Source organism: Bacteroides sp. 43_46 (genome assembly GCF_001915455.1).
Taxonomy (GTDB): Bacteria; Bacteroidota; Bacteroidia; order Bacteroidales; family Bacteroidaceae; genus Bacteroides; species Bacteroides caccae.
This window is the reverse complement of record NZ_MNQN01000116.1, coordinates 1-19,046: the sequence shown is the minus strand read 5'-3', so window position 1 is coordinate 19,046 and position 19,046 is coordinate 1. Positions and strand designations below refer to the sequence as shown.

At 36.9% G+C, this 19,046-nt stretch carries 18 protein-coding genes and 1 pseudogene; 2 read left to right on the top strand and 17 right to left on the bottom strand.

The features are described 5' to 3' along the window. Positions 1-14 precede the first annotated feature (14 nt). Together gyrA and BHV72_RS12100 are read left to right on the top strand one after the other, a co-directional pair. A pseudogene (gene gyrA / locus BHV72_RS12105) lies at positions 15-2,589 on the top strand (DNA gyrase subunit A). 32 nt (positions 2,590-2,621) lie between these two features. Then, positions 2,622-3,836 carry a tetratricopeptide repeat protein gene (locus BHV72_RS12100; RefSeq protein ID WP_005675811.1) on the top strand — a complete coding sequence of 405 codons (1,215 nt, stop codon included), beginning with the start codon at positions 2,622-2,624 and terminating at the stop codon, positions 3,834-3,836. 185 nt (positions 3,837-4,021) lie between these two features. Here BHV72_RS12100 and BHV72_RS12095 read toward each other — a convergent pair whose 3' ends face one another. The 17 genes from BHV72_RS12095 to rpmB all read right to left on the bottom strand — a co-directional run. Beyond that, the gene (locus BHV72_RS12095) at positions 4,022-5,143 is read right to left on the bottom strand and encodes a universal stress protein (protein ID WP_005675810.1); all 1,122 of its coding nucleotides are present in this window, start codon (positions 5,141-5,143) and stop codon (positions 4,022-4,024) included. A gap of 76 nt (positions 5,144-5,219) precedes the next feature. Next, positions 5,220-5,510, bottom strand: coding sequence for a hypothetical protein (locus tag BHV72_RS12090; RefSeq protein WP_004295969.1), 291 nt, complete (start codon positions 5,508-5,510; stop codon positions 5,220-5,222). A gap of 127 nt (positions 5,511-5,637) precedes the next feature. After that, complete coding sequence (locus tag BHV72_RS12085) at positions 5,638-6,471, bottom strand: tetratricopeptide repeat protein (protein ID WP_022041517.1); 834 nt, start codon at positions 6,469-6,471, stop codon at positions 5,638-5,640. Positions 6,472-6,489: 18 nt separating this feature from the next. Beyond that, entirely contained in the window at positions 6,490-8,322 is a 1,833-nt protein-coding gene (locus BHV72_RS12080) for a BatD family protein (RefSeq protein ID WP_286856100.1), read from the bottom strand. Between the two features lie 31 nt (positions 8,323-8,353). Further along, positions 8,354-9,070, bottom strand: coding sequence for a tetratricopeptide repeat protein (locus tag BHV72_RS12075; RefSeq protein WP_171028041.1), 717 nt, complete (start codon positions 9,068-9,070; stop codon positions 8,354-8,356). An 8-nt stretch (positions 9,071-9,078) separates the two neighbouring features. Next, a complete protein-coding gene (locus tag BHV72_RS12070) occupies positions 9,079-10,107 on the bottom strand; it encodes a VWA domain-containing protein (RefSeq protein ID WP_005675805.1) in 1,029 nt (342 codons plus the stop codon). A gap of 45 nt (positions 10,108-10,152) precedes the next feature. Further along, positions 10,153-11,136: a vWA domain-containing protein gene (locus BHV72_RS12065; protein WP_005675803.1), complete on the bottom strand. Its 984-nt coding sequence runs from the start codon at positions 11,134-11,136 to the stop codon at positions 10,153-10,155. A gap of 51 nt (positions 11,137-11,187) precedes the next feature. Then, positions 11,188-12,276 (bottom strand): BatD family protein, encoded by a 1,089-nt coding sequence (locus BHV72_RS12060; protein WP_005675802.1) that lies wholly within the window; start codon positions 12,274-12,276, stop codon positions 11,188-11,190. Then, a complete protein-coding gene (locus BHV72_RS12055) occupies positions 12,276-13,145 on the bottom strand; it encodes a DUF58 domain-containing protein (protein WP_005675801.1) in 870 nt (289 codons plus the stop codon). Before BHV72_RS12055 ends, BHV72_RS12060 begins: the two co-directional genes overlap by 1 nt. A 37-nt stretch (positions 13,146-13,182) precedes the next feature. Continuing rightward, positions 13,183-14,178, bottom strand: a complete 996-nt coding sequence (locus BHV72_RS12050) for an AAA family ATPase (RefSeq protein ID WP_005675800.1) — start codon at positions 14,176-14,178, stop codon at positions 13,183-13,185. A 236-nt stretch (positions 14,179-14,414) separates the two neighbouring features. Further along, a complete protein-coding gene (locus BHV72_RS12045; RefSeq protein ID WP_122295394.1) occupies positions 14,415-15,722 on the bottom strand; it encodes an HU family DNA-binding protein in 1,308 nt (435 codons plus the stop codon). 12 nt (positions 15,723-15,734) lie between these two features. Further along, on the bottom strand, positions 15,735-16,007 hold the full coding sequence (locus tag BHV72_RS12040; protein ID WP_022041515.1) for an HU family DNA-binding protein: 273 nt from the start codon (positions 16,005-16,007) through the stop codon (positions 15,735-15,737). After that, positions 16,000-17,310: a 30S ribosomal protein S12 methylthiotransferase RimO gene (gene rimO, locus BHV72_RS12035; RefSeq protein ID WP_005675797.1), complete on the bottom strand. Its 1,311-nt coding sequence runs from the start codon at positions 17,308-17,310 to the stop codon at positions 16,000-16,002. The genes BHV72_RS12040 and rimO overlap by 8 nt, the downstream gene beginning before the upstream one ends. Continuing rightward, positions 17,307-18,266 carry a signal recognition particle-docking protein FtsY gene (gene ftsY / locus BHV72_RS12030; protein ID WP_005675796.1) on the bottom strand — a complete coding sequence of 320 codons (960 nt, stop codon included), beginning with the start codon at positions 18,264-18,266 and terminating at the stop codon, positions 17,307-17,309. Before ftsY ends, rimO begins: the two co-directional genes overlap by 4 nt. Before the next feature lie 139 nt (positions 18,267-18,405). Further along, entirely contained in the window at positions 18,406-18,564 is a 159-nt protein-coding gene (locus BHV72_RS12025; RefSeq protein WP_004295982.1) for a DUF4295 domain-containing protein, read from the bottom strand. Between the two features lie 16 nt (positions 18,565-18,580). Further along, positions 18,581-18,769: a 50S ribosomal protein L33 gene (gene rpmG / locus BHV72_RS12020; RefSeq protein WP_002560155.1), complete on the bottom strand. Its 189-nt coding sequence runs from the start codon at positions 18,767-18,769 to the stop codon at positions 18,581-18,583. A gap of 21 nt (positions 18,770-18,790) precedes the next feature. After that, on the bottom strand, positions 18,791-19,046 hold a 256-nt coding region (gene rpmB / locus BHV72_RS12015; RefSeq protein WP_286856099.1), incomplete at its 5' end, for a 50S ribosomal protein L28.

Genomic DNA, 19,046 nt, shown 5'->3' with positions numbered 1-19,046 from the left:
AATAATCATTTTAAATGCTTGAACAAGACAGAATTATAAAGATTAACATCGAGGAGGAAAGAAATGAAGTCATCGTACATTGACTACTCCATGTCGGTCATTGTTTCACGTGCCCTTCCGGATGTTAGAGATGGATTTAAGCCCGTTCACCGTAGAATTCTATACGGAATGATGGAACTGGGTAATACTTCAGATAAACCTTATAAAAAATCAGCCAGAATCGTGGGTGAGGTACTGGGTAAGTATCACCCTCATGGAGATTCTTCTGTTTATTTTGCAATGGTGCGTATGGCTCAGGAATGGGCAATGCGTTATCCCTTGGTAGATGGACAAGGTAACTTTGGTTCTGTGGATGGTGATAGCCCTGCTGCTATGCGTTATACAGAAGCACGTCTTAATAAGTTGGGTGAAGCAATGATGGATGACCTGTACAAGGAAACCGTTGATTTTGAGCCTAACTTTGATAATACGTTGGTAGAACCCAAAGTAATGCCGACGCGTATCCCAAATCTTCTTGTGAATGGAGCATCTGGTATTGCAGTAGGAATGGCTACTAATATGCCCCCGCACAACCTTGTGGAAGTAATTGAGGCATGTGACGCATATATCGATAATCCGGAGATTACTGTAGAAGAGTTGATGAACTTTGTTAAAGCGCCGGATTTCCCTACAGGTGGGTATATATATGGTGTAAGTGGGGTACGTGAAGCATATCTGACAGGTCGTGGACGTGTGATCATGCGTGCTAAAGCTGAAATTGAAACAGGACAGACACATGACAAAATCGTAATCACTGAGATTCCTTATAATGTAAACAAGGCAGAATTGATTAAGTATATAGCTGATCTTGTTAATGATAAAAGAATAGAAGGAATTTCGAATGCCAACGATGAGTCTGACCGTGAAGGTATGCGTATTGTTATCGATGTGAAACGTGATGCAAATGCTAGCGTAGTGCTGAATAAGCTCTATAAAATGACTGCTTTACAGACATCTTTTGGTGTAAACAATGTTGCATTGGTTCATGGGCGTCCTAAAACATTAAATTTAAGAGACCTAATTAAATATTTCATAGAGCATCGTCATGAGGTTGTTATTCGTCGTACTGAATTCGATCTTCGCAAGGCGAGAGAACGTGCACATATTCTTGAAGGCTTAATTATTGCTTCTGATAATATTGATGAAGTAATCCGTATTATTCGTGCTGCTAAAACTCCTAATGATGCCATTGCTGGCTTAATAGAACGATTCAACCTGACAGAAATTCAGTCCCGTGCAATTGTAGAAATGCGTTTGCGTCAGTTGACAGGTCTTATGCAAGATCAACTTCATGCAGAGTACGAAGAAATAATGAAGCAAATCGCTTATTTGGAAAGTATTTTGGCTGATGATGAAGTATGCCGCAAGGTAATGAAAGATGAATTGTTAGAGGTTAAAGCCAAGTATGGTGATGAACGTCGTTCTGAGATAGTTTATTCTTCAGAAGAATTTAACCCGGAAGACTTCTATGCTGATGATCAGATGATTATTACAATTTCTCATATGGGTTATATCAAACGTACCCCATTAACCGAATTCCGTGCACAAAATCGTGGTGGAGTAGGTTCAAAGGGGACAGAAACTCGTGATGAAGACTTTGTTGAGCACATTTATCCGGCTACAATGCATAACACTATGATGTTCTTTACACAAAAAGGTAAGTGTTACTGGCTGAAAGTATACGAGATACCTGAAGGTACAAAGAATTCCAAAGGACGCGCTATTCAGAATTTGCTAAATATCGATTCAGATGATAATGTAACTGCATACTTGCGTGTGAAGAACTTAGATGATTCAGAATTTATCAATAATCATTATGTATTGTTCTGTACCAAGAAAGGTGTAATCAAAAAGACGTTACTTGAGCAATATTCTCGTCCTCGTCAGAATGGTGTAAATGCTATTACTATTCGTGAAGATGACAGCGTAATCGAAGTTCGTATGACAAACGGTAACAATGAGATCATTATTGCTAATCGTAACGGACGTGCTATTCGCTTCCATGAAGCTGCTGTGCGTGTAATGGGACGTACTGCAACAGGTGTACGTGGCATAACATTGGATAATGATGGACAGGATGAAGTAGTTGGAATGATTTGTATCAAAGATTTGGAAACAGAATCTGTAATGGTTGTTTCTGAACAGGGATATGGTAAACGTTCTGAAATAGAAGATTATCGTAAAACCAATCGTGGAGGTAAAGGTGTAAAAACTATGAATATTACCGAAAAGACTGGTAAACTGGTAACAATCAAATCTGTAACTGATGAAAATGACTTGATGATTATCAATAAATCTGGTATCACAATCCGTCTGAAAGTAGCAGATGTCCGTATTATGGGACGTGCAACTCAAGGTGTCCGTCTGATTAATCTTGAGAAACGTAACGACCAAATAGGCTCGGTATGTAAAGTAATGACAGAAAGTCTTGAAGATGAAATTCCTGCTGAGGAAAAAGAAGGAACAATTATAAGTGATCCTAATGCAGATACACCGAATGCTGAAGACGTCACGGACGTAAATGAAAGTAATAACGATATTGAAGAATAGACATAATATTAATAATTAATCAAACAACAATCATGAAAAGAGTATTATTTTCGATGGTTTTATTGATGGCTGTTAGCTTCTCATTTGCTCAGATGAAGAATGTAAAAGAAGCAAAAAGCATTGCCAATGATGTGAAACCTAATTTTAAGCAAGCTGAACAGCTGATTGAAGAGGCTATGAAGAATCCTGAAACTAAGGATCTTGCTGACACATGGGACGTTGCTGGATTTATTCAGAAGCGTATCAACGAAGAGCAAATGAAAAATGCTTTTCTGAAAAAACCATACGATACATTAAAAGTATACAACAGTATTTTGAAGATGTATGAGTACTATAATAAATGCGACGATTTGGCTCAGGTACCTAATGAAAAAGGTAAGATTAAAAACAAATATCGTAAAGCAAATGCTTCTAGTATGTTGGCTGAACGCCCTAATTTGATTAATGGTGGTATCCAATATTTCAATTTGGATAAGAATAAGGAAGCATTAAAATTTTTCGCTACTTATGTAGAATCAGCTTCTTATCCGATGTTGGCTGATAAAGAGTTAGCTAAAAATGATACACTTCTTCCTCAAATTGCATATTATGCAACATTAGCGGCTGATAGAGTAGGCGATAAAGATGCTATTATCAAGTACGCTCCTTCAGCATTGTCTGATAAAGATGGAGGTAAGTTTGCTATGCAGTTAATGGCAGATGCTTATAAAGCTAAAGGTGATACTGCTGCATGGATTAAATCTTTGGAAGAAGGTATTCTTAAGTTTCCAGGAAATGATTATTTCTTTGCAAATCTAGTTGATTATTATAATACTTCTAATCAAGCTTCTAAAGCAATGGAATTTGCTGATAAGATGTTAACTAATGATCCTAATAATAAGTTATATTTATATGTGAAGGCATATCTTTATCATAATATGAAAGAGTATGATAATGCAATCGAATACTACAAAAAAGCTATTGCTGCTGATCCGGAATATGCAGAAGCTTATTCTAATGTAGGTTTAGTGTATCTGATGAAAGCACAAGATTATGCAGATAAAGCAACAACAGATATCAATGATCCTAAGTATGCTGAAGCTCAAGCGGCAGTGAAGAAATTCTATGAAGAAGCAAAGCCCTTCTATGAAAAAGCTAGAGCTTTAAAACCTGACCAGAAAGATTTATGGTTGCAAGGTCTTTACCGTGTATACTATAATTTGAATATGGGTCCGGAATTCGAAGAAATTGATAAGATGATGAAATAATATATTTCTTTGATGAAGAAAAAGAAGGTTACACAAAAGTTGCCTTCTTTTTTTATGCTTTTTAAAAATATGAGTTCATTAAAAAACAGCAAAAGGGAGCAAAGTTTATTTATTGCTCCCTTTTGCTATTAAACATAATGTTGATTATTCCACTGTTTAAAACACTAAAATTCTATTTCTTTTGATCATCCGTTCATAACAAGTAACGGCGTATCTGAATGAAAAATCATCTTACGAGCAATACTTGGATTGAATAATCGAGCGAATATATTTCTTTTGTATGAAGTCAATGCGATTATATCTATTTGATTATCTTTGATATATTGTTCAAGTCCTTTTAGTAGATTATCACTCATTACGACATCATAATGGATTTCAAGCCCTGGGTATTGCTTGTGAAAATATTCTTTTATGCCAACAAGTTTTATTTCATTCCACGTATCTTTTGATTCAGCAAGATGTATCAAAGATACTGAAAAATGAAATGACTTCCAACTATTGAAAAATGCATCAAAAGCTATTAAATCTCTTTGATCGAAATTAGTTATAAAAGCGATCTGTTTTACCTCACTGAATTGTTTGAATGGTGTATTCTCCGGAATAGCTAATACGGCTGTACGATTTCGGTCAATAACCTCAGCAGTTACACTGCCAATCAGATCTATATCTTTTTGATTTTTTCCTCGTGTCCCCATAATGATGAGTTTAGGACGTTGCTCTTTAGCGTATCTCAATATTTCTTCTTCTGGAATGCCTTCACGTAAAATACAGCTATATTTGACATCTGGAAATTCCCCCGATTCAACTTTATCTTTTATTTTATCAGATAAAGCTTTGAGATCAGAATGAACTTTGTGAATAATTGTTTTTACAGATTCTTCATCTCCAATTTGATAGTTGAATACATCTCCGTATGGCAATGACGATGCATATATAGGTGTAAAATATACATGCAACAAAATAATCTCTGCGTTCTCTGTTTTAGCTAGGTTGAAGGCAAATTCACATGCTTTCATCGAATAACTAGAGAAATCGACCGGAATTAAAATCTTATTTGATTTTTCTCCTTTTTTTGTTTCCTTCTCTCCTACTATACTTTCCGATAGCCAAGCAGAGCTTTCTGTGATTTTCAGTGCATGCGGTAGATCGCTTTCCTTAATTCGTAAGCGTACTCCAGAGGATACAACAGGCTGTATTTGGTTCACATTATGAATGTATGTCTCAATACCTTCATTTTCAAGTACATTTTTTAGAATCTGAGCTTTGGTATATGTCAGAATTGCTAGAGTTACTAATTTGTCTTCCATAATTGATACATTTTGAAGGTGAACAAATAAGAAATCCCAATTGTTTAACGCAATTGGGATTTCTGTTTGCTATATTTTAAACTTGCACAGATTCGGTAGCCTGTTCTTTTTGCATACTCATATTCAATTCATCTAGAATCTTTAAAGCCCGATCGAGAACTGTTGTATCGTCTAACATAACAAGCCCACCATCTGGACCGGGCTCAAGATGTATTCCGACACTTTTTCCCTCCTTGAAATTATGGCCTCCGAAAAAGTTTCGCACAGTATCTACGTGTAAACCAAGTTCGTCTGCTATTCGATGCATGCTACCGCTGGGCAATGAATCTTTAATCTTACGAAGTTCATTAAATGTTATTGTTCTCATGTCTCATAAATTTAATGGTTAGTACTATGTGATTTTTTATCACGCTATAAACTTAAGCAAAAAAAAAGATAAAACAAATTATTTGCTTATCTTTTTTTTCAAAATTGATAAAATCTATTAATACCTTTTATATCACTTCAATAGCAGAAGCTGGGACCCATCCTACTTTTCCATCTTCTAAGTGAATTTCTTTCCATTCTTTCATAGAATTGTCTTTGACGTTTACCTTTCTTCCTTCATGAAGAATAAATAAACTAGTACCACTTTCACTTGGAGTACTTCGCACTGTGACACTCGGATTCATAACTATCGCTTCGTTACGGTTTACCAAATTTTCTTTTTGTTGTGAAGCAAAAAGATTAGAGCATACTGTGATTATTAAAAAGATAATCCCTGAAATGAAGCCTATCTTTTTCCACATAATCTGTTTTGAAAATATAAAGAAGTAGAGAGATACTATCAGTAGAATGAAAGAAACAATTCCCCATGTGGCCCATGCATCTACACTCATACAATTAATCAAAGACTTAGTCCATGAGATAAAAAAGACTTCAGGAGTAGGTTCTACTTTATCTATTGTTTTGGCACGTGCTACTTCGAGATTAGCACGGATGTCGCTATTTCCCGGTTGCAAAAGCAAGGCACGTTCGTAATTAAGAACCGCCTTTGCTATTTCACCTATTTTATAATAACTATTTCCGAGGTTATAATAAACTTCAGATGCTTCTCCATTCTTTAGTAATGCTTCGTATATTTGAATGGCAGCCGCATAATCTTCTTTTATATATGCGGAATCTCCTTTAGTTTTTGTCACATCTTCCAATTTGTTATCAAGAAGTGTATGTGTATCGACATGGATAGAATCAGCTTCGTTTATTTGTCTGGGTTCAATGCTCAGTGAATCTTGCGCGAAGCAAGTTACCGACATTGATAAGAATATAAAAAATAATATTTTTTTCATGACACAATCTCTTCTAGGTTAATGTTTTATTGAATTCTCCATTTTGCTTATCACTTCTATTGAAGATGAATAAACTTTATCCATTGCCTGATTTTCATCTCCCGGAGCAAAACGGGCAAATTCACAGTCATTCAATGCATTCAGGAATTCCTTAATTAGCTCTTCACTCACTCCATGATTTCTCAATTTTTCCTCAATATTATCTTTAGACAAACGGGATACCGGAATATTCAGTTTATCACTGATATAGCCCCACAATGCTTTCAAAACTTCATCATAGAAAGCATCTTTCTTATTTTCAGAAAGCAGTTTACCAGCCAGCTTCATACGTTTTATTGCTACTTTATTAGCCTTCTTCGTTCTCATCTTCGCTACATTGGCATTCTCTGCTGCTTGTTTGCGATAAATTATAAAGAAAAGAATAAAGGCAAGAGCCGGAATAATATAGAATAGCCAGTACGACATTGAACCATAGAAGAAGCTTCCTTTAGGTTGAAAAGTCACTTCGTTTTGTTTAATATAGCGAATATCTTCACCCAAGACTTTCAAATCCTCCTTATTGGTGAAGTTAGCAATAACTTGATCTGCATTTCCTGCACCTTTCTCTACGTTTATTACATAATCTTCTGTATTCAGAGTTTTATAAGATTTGGAACGGATATCGAAATAACTAAAAGATACACCCGGAATTTTATATGTTCCGGCATGTCTAGGGATTGCTAAATATTCAATAACTTTATTCCCAGTAAGCCCTTCTTTTGTTAATCTCACCTGATTATCAACTTTAGGATCGTACACTTCAAAATCATCTGGAAATTTGATTTCCGGATTGGAAATAAGTTTCAGATTACCCGTTCCGGAAATCACTAATTTAATAGTTATTGCATCATTCGTTTTTAACTCCTTACTGTTGATAGAAGAAGAAATGTTGAACTCTCCTACTCCACCTAAGAAGTTTGTCGGTTTACCAGCCGGAAGTGGATTAACATTGATGGCTATTTTAGGAGTTGTGATAGGCTTCTTAATCTCTATAACATTGTTTCCTCCGTTAAAAAAAGCATCAAAAGGATCGGCTGACTGTACTGGTTTATTTACCGTCATTTGGAACTGTGCAGGCTCTATAAATAGTTTGCCCGACTGTTGTGGAAAGAGCACGAATTGGCGATAAACAGTTGTATAGTAGTTACGACCTTTATAATGCTCAGGTGTCCATCGAGCATTTGTAGTCATTTCGATTTCCTGTGAATGAAAACCCTTGAAGTCAGGTAACTTGGCATTATTAAGCTGTAAGTTAGATTCTCTGGTATATATTTTATATGTCAATACGAACGCTTCCTGCTCATAAACATTTGTCTTACTTGCAGTTGCTGTAATAAACAAATCTTGGTTAGATACACTTGCATTCGATGAAGGCTGTATGGAAGAACTATTATCATTATTCCTCCTGCTACTATTATGATTTTGATCTTGTGGCAATACTTTTATTTTCACTGAGTTAGATATCATTTGATTACCGTCAGCTGCTATTGAAGCACCAGGAACAGTAAACTCACCGGCAGTATTGGCCATCAATATATAAGTGAAAGTAATACTACTAGTAGATGATACACTACCATTCACAATCTGAGTACTACTTTGTTCTGATCGGCTTGGCCCCATTAAAACATCAAATCCTTTGATAGAAGGAGCACGAAAATCTTTTACTTTCTGTGTTGTAACCGTATACGATAGCCTAAATTGATCGCCTACCACCACCACGTCCGGAGCAGAAGCAACAAACGACACTTTATCAGCGAAAGTTTGGGTGCTATATGCCATCAATGTCATTAATATAATAATTAGTTTTCTCATTGCTTATGAAATTTATATCGTCAACTTAATATTACCAGTCTTTTTCCAAACGCCCACCTTGCAACACTTTCTGTTGTTTCTTCACTTTATCCTGCACATCCTTTTCATCCTGCATCACAGAATTAAGTAATTGTTCTGCATTCTCCTTCGACATTTGATTGTCTTTCTTTTCAGATTTTGGAGGTTGTTGCTGATCTTTCTTTTCATCCTGTTTTTGATCATTCTGTTTGTCTTTATTCTTATCTTGTTGTTGATCTTGCTTCTGTTGCTGGTCTTTGTTTTGATCTTGATTTTGGTCCTGATTCTGCTGTTGATCTTTCAGCATTTTTTGGGCAAGTGCCAAATTATATCGAGTTTCATCGTCAGCTGGATTATTGCGTAACGACATTTTATACGCTTCTACTGCTTTTGCATAATCTTTACCAGCTTGAAAAAGAACCCCCATATTATGATAAATATGAGCCAGTTTCATTTTGTCTTTTTCGATTTTGCCGGCAGCTACATATTGTTCCATAGCATCCTGAAACTTTTGTTGCTGTGAGAGAGTATTCCCCAGATTATACATGGATACTGTCGACTTAGGGTTTACTTCTAAAGCTTTCCGATAATTCACCTCCGCATCTACAAATACGCTGTCATTAAACAAACGGTTTCCTTTACGGATGTAGTCACGCTCTGCTTTCTGTGCCGAGACACTGGCTACCGATAGTAGAAAAATAGTGAATAGAATATATTTACTTCTTAACATATGCATAGCTATTTCTTATTAGAAAATAGGTGAACGTTTTTGAACAAAGGATTTTTACGATCTAGAATTAACAATTCTGCTAACAATAATATTAAAATAATCCATGCAATAGCTTGAAACTGTTCGTTAAACTCTGTATACACTTTCGACTCAACATCTGATTTCGCCATTTTATTCACTTCCTGATTAATAGCTTTCTGAGCAGAGTTAGTATTATCTACTCGTACATAAATACCTTTTCCTTCTTTGGCAATTTCCTGACACATAGCTTCGTTTAAGCGTGTGACAATAACATTCCCTTCACGGTCACGACGATAATCATTTGTACCTTCTATGGGAATAGGTGCACCATCAGGCATACCCACCCCTAATACACTTACTTGAATACCTTTTTCAGCTGCAACTTTAGCAGCTTCTACAGCTCCGCCTTCATGGTTTTCACCATCTGTAATTACAACAATGGCACGTCCCACTCCTTCTTGAGGTGTAAAACTCCGTACAGCCAAATTAATAGCTTCTCCAATAGCCGTACCTTGTTTAGAAATCAATGAAGGACTAATCGACTCCAAAAACATCTTGGCAGAAATATAGTCGCTGGTAATCGGTAACTGTGTAAATGCATCTCCTGCAAATACAATCATACCGATTTTATCATTATCCAGTTCATCAACTAACCTGGAAATTAATCTTTTAGCTTTTTCCAGACGACTTGGCTGTACGTCCTGTGCCAACATCGAATTTGAAATATCCAAAGCAATAATAACTTCTACCCCTTTACGCTTCACTGTTTCCTGTTTGGAGCCAAACTGAGGACGTGCTAATAATACAGAGAACAAGCCGATAACAACAAATATTATCCAAAATTTTATATCCGGACGATATTTGGATACATCAGGCATCAACTGGGCCAGTAAAACCGGATCACCAAAACGTCGAATATTTTTTCTTCTCCTGTAATTGGAATACAAGTAGAAAACTGCTAAAAAAGGTAATAGCAACAATAAATATAAATATGTAGGTTCTTCAAATCGGAACATTTTCTTCTTATTTTACGATTGACAAATAACGATTGACAAACATCCTTATGGAATCTTTTTGAGTATTGAGTTACGCAATAACACTTCTAATAACACACAAAGGAAAGCCGCCAATGCAAACCACTGATATTCTTCGTCCCTCTTACTATACTCCTTTACATTCAGTTTAGTTTTTTCCAGTTTATCAATTTCCTCATATACTTCTTTTAGTTTCGAGTTACTCGTAGCCCTAAAATAGTTACCATCGGTTGTACCTGCAATCTGTGTCAACGTTTTCTCATCAATTTCCACCGGCATATTTACATATTGCACCGTATTTCCAACTGGATAGGGATAAGGTGCCATACCATTCGTCCCCACCCCAATAGTATACACGCGAATACCAAAACTTTTGGCTATCTCAGCAGCCGTCAATGGAGAAATATCCCCTTTGTTATTAGTACCGTCTGTCAATAAAATAATCACCTTAGACTTTGCCTTACTATCTTTCAGTCGGGTTACTGCATTTGCTATTCCCATACCTACTGCTGTACCATCTTCGATAAGGCCACATTTGATATTATGAATCATATCCAATAAAACAGCATGGTCGACAGTAAGCGGACATTGAGTGAAAGTTTCACCTGCAAATAAAGTTATACCGATATTATCGTTAGGGCGGCCGTTAATAAATTCAGCAGCTACATCCTTTGCAGCTTCCAACCGATTCGGCTTTAAATCCTCGGCTAACATACTAGTAGATACGTCAATAGCGAGCATTATATCAATCCCTTCTATTTCGCTATTCTGCCATTTATTAGTCGTTTGCGGACGTGCAAGCACTAGAATAACCAGCACTAAGGCAATAACACGCAATAAGAATGGAACATGCAACAAATAGTTCTTATAGCTTTTAGGTGTATGTGCATATACACGAGCATCCGAAATTTGAAGAGTTGCTTCACTTTTCTTTTGCCTCAGAATATACCATACAATATAAGGTATAAGTAATAATAGCAAAAACAGATATTCAATATTGGCAAAAATCATTTCATTTATGATTTAACAGTTTACTATTTAGTATTCAAGCTATATATACTTTTAAGCAAAAAGATTATATAGCTGCATACCTATATATATAAAGGTACCTATCAATGCGGTTGACAAAATTGCGATTCCGCAAATTAACAATACTTTTGTCCGCAAAGAACGCTTCTCTATAATTGTAATTTCCGTTGGTTGCGGTTTTTGATTTTCTTCTTCAGGTTGCTTCGTTTCATTAATAAAGTCAATAGCATTGATCAGATTGGCATCATTCTCGTTCATTTGCGGATCGTGCTTCGCGAACTTCACTAGATCGGCTGTCTGGAAAAGCTCCTTCAAATCAGAAATAGCTTCTTTATCCTTCATTTCTAATAGCTTGTCAATAATCTCAGATGAAGTCATTTCAAGCGCATTGAAACCAAAACGATCTTTTATATAGGTGCGAAGTGTATCAGTCAATTCTGTGTAATATTCCTTCGGTTGTCCTTTCTGCCATACTTTCTCATTCTTGATACGCTCTATCTCTTTCATTGCAGCCTGATGGGGCGGCAATTTAGGTTCTACCTTTATTTTGCGGATAATAGGTTTGTTATCCCGGATACGAACTATGAGATAAATCAATAGACCAAGTAAAGGCAAAGCCAAGAATGAACAGCCAATTAACCCATACCAGTCTTCCCATGCGAAAGGAGCTTTCATCACGGTTTTCTGTCCAAAAAATTGGTCTGGATGTAATGTGTCAACCGGTATTGAATATACTTTCAATGCCAAAGCTCTTGATCTATACTCTTTGCCATCTACTGTAACAGGCATTGGTGGTAGATAATACAAAGCCGAGTCAAAAGAAGTAACAGTATACTCTTGAGTAATCATCATACGCTGACGATCGTTCAAGAACTGAGTATCCGGCTTGGCAGTTTCTATAATTTCTACCCCTCGTACCAGTGTATCGGTATAAGCGGGAAAAACAGCCCGTTGCTTGGCATCCATAGCTACTTGTAATTGTATTTTCGCTTGTTCACCAATCAGTATCTGCAAAGAATCTATCTTTGCCTCCACTGTTACAGATTGTGCTCCTACTCTATCAATAGACAGTAAACATAACAATGCTATCAGAATAATATTTTTATTCATCTTTGATTTCATTAGTTTCGTTTGGCAAATAAATTCAACAATGCCTTTACGTAATCCTGGTCAGTTCTTACAGATACAGAGTCTACGTTACTTTTAGTAAATGTATCATTCAATTCTGTCTGTTTTTGTATCCACCAGTCGCGATGTGCCCGACGTACAGCTTTGGAAGAAGTATCAATCCATTGCTCATGTCCTGTTTCTGCATCTTTTATCCGCATCAATCCCACCGGAGGAAGATCACTGACTCTCCTATCATAAACCTGTAATGCTACTACATCATGTTTCCGGTTAGCAATAGTCAAAGCATTTTTGAAACTTTCCTGATCGATAAAGTCGGATAAAACAAACGCAGTACAGCGTCTTTTCATAACATTAGTCAGATATTCCAATGCAAGACGTATATTAGTGCGATGACTTTCCGGCTGAAAATCAATCAATTCACGAATAATATATAGAATATGCTTACGTCCCTTCTTGGGAGGAATAAACTTTTCTATCCGGTCTGAAAAGAATATCACACCGATTTTATCATTGTTTTGGATAGCAGAGAAAGCAAGAGTAGCGGCAATTTCCGTTATCATGTCTTTCTTTAATTGCTTGACCGTACCAAATTCTAAACTTCCGGAAACATCGACCATCAACATAACTGTCAGTTCGCGTTCCTCTTCAAACACTTTCACATAAGGTTTGTTGAAGCGCGCCGTCACGTTCCAGTCTATGTCACGTATGTCATCCCCAAATTGATACTCACGAACCTCCGAAAAGGACATTCCTCTACCTTTGAAAGCCGAATGATATTGGCCTGCAAAAATATTGTTAGACAATCCTCGTGTCTTGATTTCAATTTGGCGAACCTTTTTTAGTATTTCACTTGTTTCCATTTATAAAGTAGTTAAGTGGTAAGTAGTTAACTACCAATTAAGGTACTTCAACCTTATTCAAAATCTTACTGATGATTTCGTCCGAAGTCATACTGTTTGCTTCGGCTTCGTATGTCAGTCCAATACGGTGACGGAGCACGTCATGCGCAACAGCACGTACATCCTCTGGAATCACATAACCGCGGCGTTTAATGAAAGCATACGTACGGGCAGCTAAAGCAAGATTGATAGATGCACGAGGCGAACCACCAAATCCGATCATATCTTTCAATTCTTTCAGGTCATATTTTTCCGGGAAACGAGTTGCAAATACAATATCTACGATATAGCGTTCAATCTTTTCGTCCAAATACACCTGACGAACTACTTTTCGTGCTTCGATAATTTCCTCTGCCTTCAGAATTGGCTTTATATTGAACTTTTCTCCATTTATATTCTGGCGAATAATCAACTTTTCTTCCTCTAGTTTTGGATAATCGATAACAACTTTCAGCATAAAACGGTCAACCTGTGCTTCAGGAAGCGGATAAGTACCTTCTTGTTCGATAGGATTTTGAGTTGCCAATACAAGAAAAGGCTCCGGTAATAAGAAAGTCTCTTTACCAATAGTAACCTGACGTTCTTGCATAGCTTCCAGCAAAGCACTCTGAACCTTGGCAGGAGCACGATTTATTTCATCGGCTAATACAAAGTTTGCGAAAATCGGTCCTTTTTGTACTTTAAACGATTCATCTTTCTGACTGTAAACCATTGTACCGATAACGTCAGCAGGCAATAAGTCGGGGGTAAACTGGATACGGCTATATTTAGCGTCAATCAAAGAAGCAAGAGTTTTAATAGCCAAAGTTTTTGCCAAACCAGGCACACCTTCCAAAAGGACATGACCATCGGAGAGTAATCCGATAAGCAGTGATTCAACCAAATGTTTCTGACCAACAATGATTTGGTCCATACCTGTCGTAAGATTGGTAACGAAAGCACTTTGTCTTTCAATCCGCTCATTTAGCTCGCGGATATCAATTGATTCAGCCATAAATACTTAATATTTTATTATTTAATTCCCATTAATTTGATGTAAGCCTTGCCTGTGTATAAGGCTTTTTATTTTGCTTCCAAAAGTACGCCATATAATTAACGATTGCAACTAATTTTTATTAAAAAACAATGCGAAATCTTTAGATTAAGGTACTTTCATACGCTTTTGTACATCCATAACACTTCCCCCGACCAGTACAAGTAATGTATAGCCGGGGGAGTAGATAGTTATAATTATTCTTTTGTAAGTTCCGGTATTTTGATTGTAGTACCATAAGGCACGTTATTCGGATTTTTAATCACATCCGGATTATGCTTCACTATATATGGCCACATCGCTTTTGTACCATAGAAACGTAAAGAAACTCTTGTTAAAGTTTCACCTTCCTTGATTGTATACTTTATCTTTGTTCCTGTTATTTTATATGATGCAGAATCAGGATAAACAGAAGCTGAAGGTTGCTGCTGGACAGGCCTACTCTCAGCCTTTGCAGAAGTTAATATCTCTTCTTTTTTTACAATTGACTGTGGCTCAACAACGTTCTTCGGTGTAGTAACAGTTACTTCTACAACAGTATCTTTATGTTCAATAGTATCGGAAAGCTGCGCTTCAGTTCGAACAGGTTGAGTTGTTACAGGCGGCATATCGAGGGTATTCTTGTCAGATGAAGAAGAAAACAGGTCCGGATAATAGATAAATAAAATCACACCTCCACATAGTAACAATACTATGACGATTACAGCTATCAAATAAGGAACAGGAGATTTCTCCTTTTTAACAACCTCTTTTTTAGATATCGGGCTAACAGTAGTTTGTACAGAAGCTTTAGTCGGCTTTGTAATTTCCGACTGTGGTGATACTATTGGAATTTCGGGCTTTAGATTTGCTTTCAGAAGTTCTTGTTCAATAATCTGCTCTGCCGTAATTTTTTCTTTCTCTTTTACTGGTTGTTCTGGCTGTTGTTGTTCAACCATAAGTGATTCTTCAACCACTACTTTTTCTTCAATAGACTGTTCCGTTATTCGTTCCTCCTGAACCGTATCCACTTCTTCGGAAGAATCTTGTTCAGCAATCTGACTTTCATTTTCTACTATAGGATTAGAAGTATTCTCTTGACTTTCCTCCTTTTTATTATAATCTTCTATTGTTGAAGCAAGAATTTCCTCACCTACTTCTTCCTCTTCCACTTCTTCTACCGGAGTATCTTCCAATACTGTGTTTTCATTCAACACAACAGTCTCGAAATGTGCAAAAGGTTTATTAATTGTATCTCTCAAATTCGCGTCCGGAGAAAATGAAACCTTTGTATGCCCTTTTATCTGGAAACGTTCACCTGTGTTAACATTGACACTTTCCCGGCTATCTACATCGATAAGTTTGAAAGTTCCCAATCCTTTGATTTTTACAGTCTTCTCGTTTTCCAAGGCTTGTTCAATCAAGAGAAAAAACTCTTTTACGAACACCTCGGCATCCTTCTTGGTCATGCTATGTTTAGCAGCCAACAAGTCAGTAAGGTCTTGAATTGTTAGTCTTTCATTCATAACGGGAAATATTTATTTAAACTTATCTTTCAATGTATTGCTAGGTTTATAAGATAACACCAATTTGGGAGGAACCAACATACGTTGTTTACTTGCCGGATTAATTGAAATACGTTCCGCTTTCTTTTTTACTTCAAAAGAACCGAATCCTTGTACTGCAATCACGTTACCTTCTTCCAGTTCTTGTATCATATCAGACAGTAAAGAACCTATTAATTCGGAAGTATCCTTAATGGTGTACCCCAGTCTTTCAGCTAGTTCAGATGTAAATTCCTTATTATTCATAGTCATTTATTATCTTTGCATATAAATCAAAATCGTCTGCATCTACTACTTCTACTTGATAAAACTTTCCGATCTCAAGCTCTTTTTCAGAACAATTAATCAATACTTCCGGATCTACTTCCGGCGAATCAAATTCAGTTCTTCCGATATAATAATCGCCTTCTAACCGATCAATGATAATTTTCATCTGTTTACCGACTTTTTCTGCACTCAACTCTGCCGATATGCCCTGCTGAATATCCATTAATTCATCAAGTCGGGCTTGTTTCACTTTTTGCGGAATAGAATCTTCATAAGTTTCTGCAGCATAAGTACCTTCTTCTTCCGAATAAGCAAAAGCTCCCATTCTATCGAAGCGTACTTTACGGACAAACTCCTTTAACTCTTCAAAATCTTCCTCTGTTTCTCCAGGATGTCCTACCATTAAAGTTGTTCGCAGGTGAATACCAGGGACTTCTTTACGGAATTGTTCAATCAGTCTGTAAGTATCCTCCTTTGTCACTTGCCGACGCATCAGCTTCAACATATTGTCACTGATATGTTGCAAAGCTATATCCATATACTTGCAAACATTGCCACGTTCACGCATTACACGAAACAAGTCAATCGGGAAATGTGCCGGATACGCATAATGCAGACGAATCCATTCTACTCCTGGTATTTCCGAAATGCGTTCAATCAATTCCGGAAGCATTTGTTTCTTATACAAATCAACTCCGTAATAAGTTAGCTCCTGTGCTATAACCTGAAACTCTTTCACGCCTTGCGACACCAGATACCGGACTTCATCCAAGATTTCTTCTATCGGTTTAGATATATGACGTCCTGTAATAATCGGGATAGCACAATACGAACATTTACGATCACATCCTTCCGATATTTTCAGATAAGCATAATGCTGCGGAGTGGTCAGCGTCCGTTCAATATACAACTCCTCATGATAGCTTTTCCCCAAATCATGCAAAAGTTCCTTCCAGTTGAATTTACCATAGAATTTATCTACTTGTGGTATTTCAATAGCCAGCTCCCTGAGATAACGTTCAGAAAGACAACCCATTACAAAAAGTTTCTTTAAGTCACCTTCTTCCTTTCTTTTGGCAAACTCCAGAATCATATTGATAGATTCTTCTTTGGCATCGCCGATGAAACCGCATGTATTGATGACTGCAATTTCCCCTTGTGGAGTTTCAGTATCATGAGTCACGCTATATCCTACTTCTTCCAGTTGACGCATCAACTGCTCAGAGTCCACCAAATTTTTAGAGCATCCCAAAGTGATTATATCTATTCTCTTTCTTTTCATGCATTTTCTCCAAACAAGGAATCAACAAATTCGTTTTTGCGGAATACTTGTAAATCCTCCATTCCTTCACCCAAACCGATGTATTTAACAGGAATCTTAAATTGGTCGGAAATACCAATTACAACACCGCCTTTAGCAGTCCCATCAAGTTTAGTGATAGCCATAGCGGTAACCTCCGTTGCCAGAGTAAACTGCTTGGCTTGTTCAAAAGCATTCTGTCCTGTAGAGCCGTCCAATACAAGTAATACTTCATCCGGTGCATCAGGCACTACTTTCTTCATTACATTTTTAATTTTGGTCAGCTCGTTCATCAGGCCGACTTTATTGTGCAAGCGTCCGGCTGTATCAATAATAACGATGTCAGCATTGTTGGCAACAGCAGAGCTAAGGGTGTCATAAGCTACCGATGCAGGATCAGCACCCATTTTCTGTTTAACGACAGGCACCCCTACCCGCTCTCCCCAAATCATCAACTGTTCTACAGCAGCCGCACGGAATGTATCAGCGGCTCCCAAGTAAACAGATTTACCGGCTTTCTTGAATTGATAAGCCAGTTTGCCGATAGTTGTAGTCTTTCCCACTCCATTGACCCCTACTACCATAATCACATAAGGCTTTCTTTCGATCGGAACATCAAAATCAGCTACATCATCCGAGTTATTCTCGGTCAACAAAGCGGCTATTTCGTCACGTAATATATGATTCAATTCCTGAGTATTCACATATTTATCCGCAGCGGCACGTTTTTCGATGCGCTTAATAATATTCAAAGTCGTCTCTACGCCTACATCCGACGTAATCAACACTTCTTCCAGATTATCCAACACTTCGTCATCTACCTTTGACTTACCAGCCACGGCACGAGCGATTTTACTAAACACGCTCTCTTTGGTTTTAGATAACCCCTTATCTAAAGTTTCCTTCTTCTCCTTTGAAAAAAAACTAAAAAATCCCATATTGACAGTTGTTTGTATAATACATAATGCTACAAAGATATAACAAAGGATTGAAAAGTAAAAAAAAGAAGCAATAAAAAATCCCCTCATTGTTTGTCAATGAGAGGATTTTGTATTTATAGCGCGTATGCTATTTCAATTATTTTTTGAAAAAGTCTTGTACTTTTTCATTCGGAACCATTTGCTCATCAAAAACGTATGCTCCAGTCTTAGGAGATTTTACCATTTTGATAACCTTAGTATAAGCACGACCTTCTTTAGAGCCTTCGTGCAAACTTGCTACTGTTTTCTTTGCCATGGGTTATACTTCTTTATTATTTAATTTCCTTGTGTACTGTTACTCTTTTCAGAATTGGGTTGTATTTTTTCAACTCAAGTCTTTCTGTAGTATTCTTTCTGTTCTTAGTTGTGATATAACGAGATGTTCCCGGCATTCCACTGTCTTTGTGTTCTGTACATTCCAGAATCACCTGCACTCTGTTACCTTTTGCTTTCTTTGCCATTGTAAGTTTTCTCCTCTACGTTTAGCCGATTACTTTAATGCTTTTCCAATCACAATAACCTTTAGCCACAGCTTCAGTCAGCGCAGCATCCAGTCCTTTTTTGTTAATAATACGCAACCCGTTAGCGCAAATGCTAAGGCTGATCCAACAATCTTGTTCTACATAGTAGAACTTTTTATTAAACAAGTTCAAATCAAAGGTTCTTTTAGTTCTTCTCTTTGAGTGTGAAACATTGTTGCCAATCATGGCTTTCTTTCCGGTAATTTGACAAATCTTC